Here is a 3,909-nt window from a genome sequence, read left to right as displayed (position 1 = left end):
ATCCCCTCCAAAATCTCCACCACCCACGGCAACCCATCCCGGCACGGCGTACACCAGCCGCACGACTCACGGGCGAAGAACCGCTCCAAATTCAGCACCATCCGCACCGGGCAGATCTGGTCATCCAACACAATCATCGTGCCGGTGCCCAGCCGACTCCCCGCCTTCATGATGGCGTCGTAGTCCATGGGCAAATCCAAATGCGCCGGCAACAGAAAATCCGTGGACGCCCCGCCCGGCAGAAACCCGCGCAAGCGTAAGCCATCCCGCATCCCGCCCGCGCACTCCTCCATCAACACCCGGATCGGCGTCCCCATCGGCAATTCCCACAAGCCCGGCTGCCGCACCCGGCCACTCACGCCGAACAGCTTGGTGCCCGCGTCCTGGCCGCGCCCGAGACCGCGATACCAGTCCGCCCCTTCGCGGAGGATGTGCGGCACGTTGCACAGGGTTTCCACGTTGTTGACCACCGTCGGTCGCCCCCACAGCCCGCTGATTTGGGGAAACGGCGGCTTGGCGCGGGGCGTGGCGCGTTTGCCTTCCAGGGCGTTGAGCAGGGCGGTTTCCTCGCCGCAGATATAGCGCCCGGCGCTGGTGTGCAGGTGCAGATCGAAACTGAAGCCGCTGCCGAGAATGTCCGCGCCCAGCAGGTTCGTGGCCCGCGCTTCGGCCATGGCCTCCGCCAAGCGGCGGGCGGCGCGGGTGTATTCGCCGCGCAGGAAGATGTAGCCGACGCTGGCCTGCACCGCATAGGCCGCGATGGTGGTGCCCTCGATCAACTGGTGCGGGTCGCCTTCCATCAACGGGCGGTCCTTGAAGGTGCCCGGCTCCATCTCGTCGGCGTTGACCACCACGTATTTCTGCCCGGCAGCGTCGCCCTGCGGGACAAGACTCCATTTCACCCCAGTCGGAAAACCCGCCCCGCCCCGACCTCGCAGGTTGGAGGCTTTGACGATGCCGATCACATCGGCGGGGGAGAGGCTCAAAGCTCTGCGTAAGCCTTCGTAGCCGTGGGATTGGCGGTATTCGGCCAGCGTGACCGGGGAGAGGTCGGGCTTGATGCGGGAGGTTAGGGGCTTATCCATCGCTTTTTCACTTCAAATGGAGGGCGGCGAATACCGTGGGAGCGGGCTTTAGCCCGCGACTATCGGCCTAAGTCGTGGGCTAAAGCCCACTCCCACGCTCGTGCGTCCAATCCTCCGCCAAGATTTCATCCACGCGGCCCACATCCAAATCGCCGTAAACCTCCCCACCCATCATCAACGCCGGGGCATGGTCACACGCGCCGAGGCAGCAAATCGGCAGCAGGGTAAAGCGACCGTCCGCCGTGGTTTCGCCCAGGCCGACGCCCAGCCGTTGGGAGATATGATCGCGGATAGCATCGGCCCCCATGAGCCAGCAACTCACGCTGTCGCAGTAGTGGATGACCTTCTCGCCGACGGGTTTCCGGTAGATGAGGTTGTAGAAAGTGGCGACGCTGTCGAGTTCGGCGGGCGACATGCCCAGCAGTTCGGCCACGGCGTGCAGGGCTGCGTCGGAGACCCAGCGGCGGTGCTGTTGGACGATTTGCAGGGCTTCGATGGCGGCGGCGGCGGGTTCGGGGTAATGGCTGGCGGCGGCGCGGATGGCGGTGGTTTCGGATTCGGTGAGGTTCATGGCTACTTTCCGTAAGGTACGCTGTGCGTACCAATCGACCCTGCTTTTCGCTGTAGGTCGGGCTTTAGCCCGACAGGTCGGACTTTTCGTTGTAGGTCGGGCTTTAGCCCAACAAGTCGGACTGAAGTCCGACCTACAGATTCCGGGCGGTTTTTTCTAACCACTCACCACTCTCCCTAGCGGTCCACATCCGCCATCACAAAATCAATGCTGCCCAAAATGGCGATCAAATCCGCCACCATCAGCCCCCGGCACATCATGGGAATCATCTGCAAATGGGGAAACGACGGCGTGCGGATACGGGTGCGGTAGGAAATCGACCCGCCGTCGCTGGTGAGGTAATAGCCGTTCAAACCCTTGGTGGCTTCCACGCAAGCGAAGGTCTCCCCCGCTGGCATCACCGGACCCCAACTTACGTTGAGGAAGTGCTGAATCAGGGTTTCGATGTCGTGCATGGTCCGCGCCTTGGGCGGCGGCGTGGTCAGCGGATGGTCGGCCTTATACGGGCCGGACGGCATATTCGCCACGCACTGGCGGAGAATGCGGACGCTCTGCCGCATCTCCTCCACCCGCACCGCGCAACGGTCGTAGCTGTCGCCGTTGTGGGCGGTCGGAATTTCAAACTCGAAATGCTCATAACCGGAATAAGGCCGTGCCTTGCGCCAGTCGTAAGCCAGCCCGGTCGCCCGCAATCCCGGCCCGGTCGCGCCCCAGTCCAGAGCTTCCGCTGTGTTGTAGACGCCGATGCCCTTGGTCCGCCCTTGCAGGATGCTGTTCGCCATCACCATCTTGTCGTACTGGTCCAGCCGGGGCAGAAAGTAATCGCAGAACTCCAGCACCTTCTTGTCCCAGCCGGTCGGCAAGTCCATGGCCGTGCCGCCGATGCGGAAAAAGCTGGAATGCATCCGCGCCCCGGTGATGCCCTCGATAATCTCAAACACCCGCTCCCGGTCGGCGAACATGTAGAACACCGGCGAGAGTTGCCCCAAGTCCTGGGCGAAGGTGCCGTAGAACAGCAAATGGTTGTTGATGCGGTAGAACTCGGAAATCATCACCCGGATGGTCTCTGCCCGGTCCGGCACGGTGATGCCCGCCAGTTTTTCCAGCGCCATCACGTAGGGCAGGTTGTTGAGCGAACCGCCGAGATAATCCACCCGGTCGGTGTAGGGAATGTAGGTGTGCCAGGATTGCCGCTCGCCCATCTTCTCCGCGCCGCGATGGTGGTAGCCGATGTCGGGCACGGCATCGACGATTTCCTCGCCGTCCAGTTGTAGCGCGATACGGAACACGCCATGCACGCTCGGGTGGTTCGGCCCCAGGTTGAGGAACAGAAAATCGCTGTCCTCGGTGTGGCGTTTCATGCCCCATTCCTCGGGGTTGAAGCGCAGGGCCATTTGCTCGGTTTCTTCCTTCTGCGGCGAGAGGCTGTACGGACCCATTTCCGTGGCGCGGGCGGGATGGTCTTTCCGCAACGGGTGGCCTTTCCAAGTGGGCGGCATGAGGATACGGCGGAGGTGCGGGTGGCCTTCAAAGCGGATGCCGAACATGTCGTAGGCTTCCCGCTCGTACCAGTTGGCGTTGGGCCAGAGTCCCGCGATGCTGGGCAGGGCCGGGTCGTGGCCGGTCAGGGCGACTTTGAGGCGGATGAATTGGTTCCGCTCGGGGGAGAGCAGTTGGTAGAAGACGGTGTAGTCGCTGGCCGGTTGGCCGGGGCGGTGCTGGCGGGGGCGCTCGTCGATGGCGGATAGGTCGAACAGCATTGCGAACGGGCGGGGAATGTCGCGTTTGAGAAAGGCCAGGATTTCGCGGAGGTGGGTTTTCGGAATCCAAAACGTGGGGATGGCGTCGGCGGTGGGTTGGGGCGTGAAGGCGTCGGCGCCGAAGCGTTCCATTAGCGATGAAATGGCGTCGTCCATGACGGCCCTACCGTGTGGGAGTGGTCTTCAGACCACGACCAGCACTCACCCGGTCGTGGTCTGAAGACCACTCCCACACTGAATCCGGTTCCCGCAGCCGCGCCGCCAATTTCCGCTCCGGCGTCCGCACATCCCGGAAGCTGGGAAGGCTGGATTTGTCGATAATCCCGCCTTCGCCAATCACCCGACCTAAAGGCCGCCGCTCCCGCCCGATGGCGTCCTGCAAAAGTATCAATCCCTCCAGCAGCGCATCCGGTCGCGGCGGGCAGCCCGGCACATACACATCCACCGGCAAGAATTTATCCACACCCTGCACCACGCTGTAGATGTCGTACAT

The 3,909-nt window shown here is 63.0% G+C and carries 4 protein-coding genes; all 4 read right to left on the bottom strand.

The genetic code is table 11. From position 1 onward, the window contains the following. Positions 1-1,085: NADH-quinone oxidoreductase subunit NuoF (gene nuoF / locus ACXWUF_RS20090; RefSeq protein ID WP_458496348.1), on the bottom strand; the 1,085-nt coding region annotated here is incomplete at its 3' end. Positions 1,086-1,164: 79 nt separating this feature from the next. Then, complete coding sequence (gene nuoE, locus ACXWUF_RS20085; RefSeq protein WP_458496347.1) at positions 1,165-1,656, bottom strand: NADH-quinone oxidoreductase subunit NuoE; 492 nt, start codon at positions 1,654-1,656, stop codon at positions 1,165-1,167. 176 nt (positions 1,657-1,832) lie between these two features. Then, entirely contained in the window at positions 1,833-3,572 is a 1,740-nt protein-coding gene (nuoC, locus tag ACXWUF_RS20080; protein WP_458496346.1) for an NADH-quinone oxidoreductase subunit C/D, read from the bottom strand. 7 nt (positions 3,573-3,579) lie between these two features. Next, positions 3,580-3,909: NADH-quinone oxidoreductase subunit B family protein (locus tag ACXWUF_RS20075; protein WP_458496345.1), on the bottom strand; the 330-nt coding region annotated here is incomplete at its 5' end.

Source organism: Methylomagnum sp., from assembly GCF_054333355.1.
Note: the sequence above shows the minus strand (reverse complement) of the source record. Positions and strands in the feature narration are given on the sequence as shown.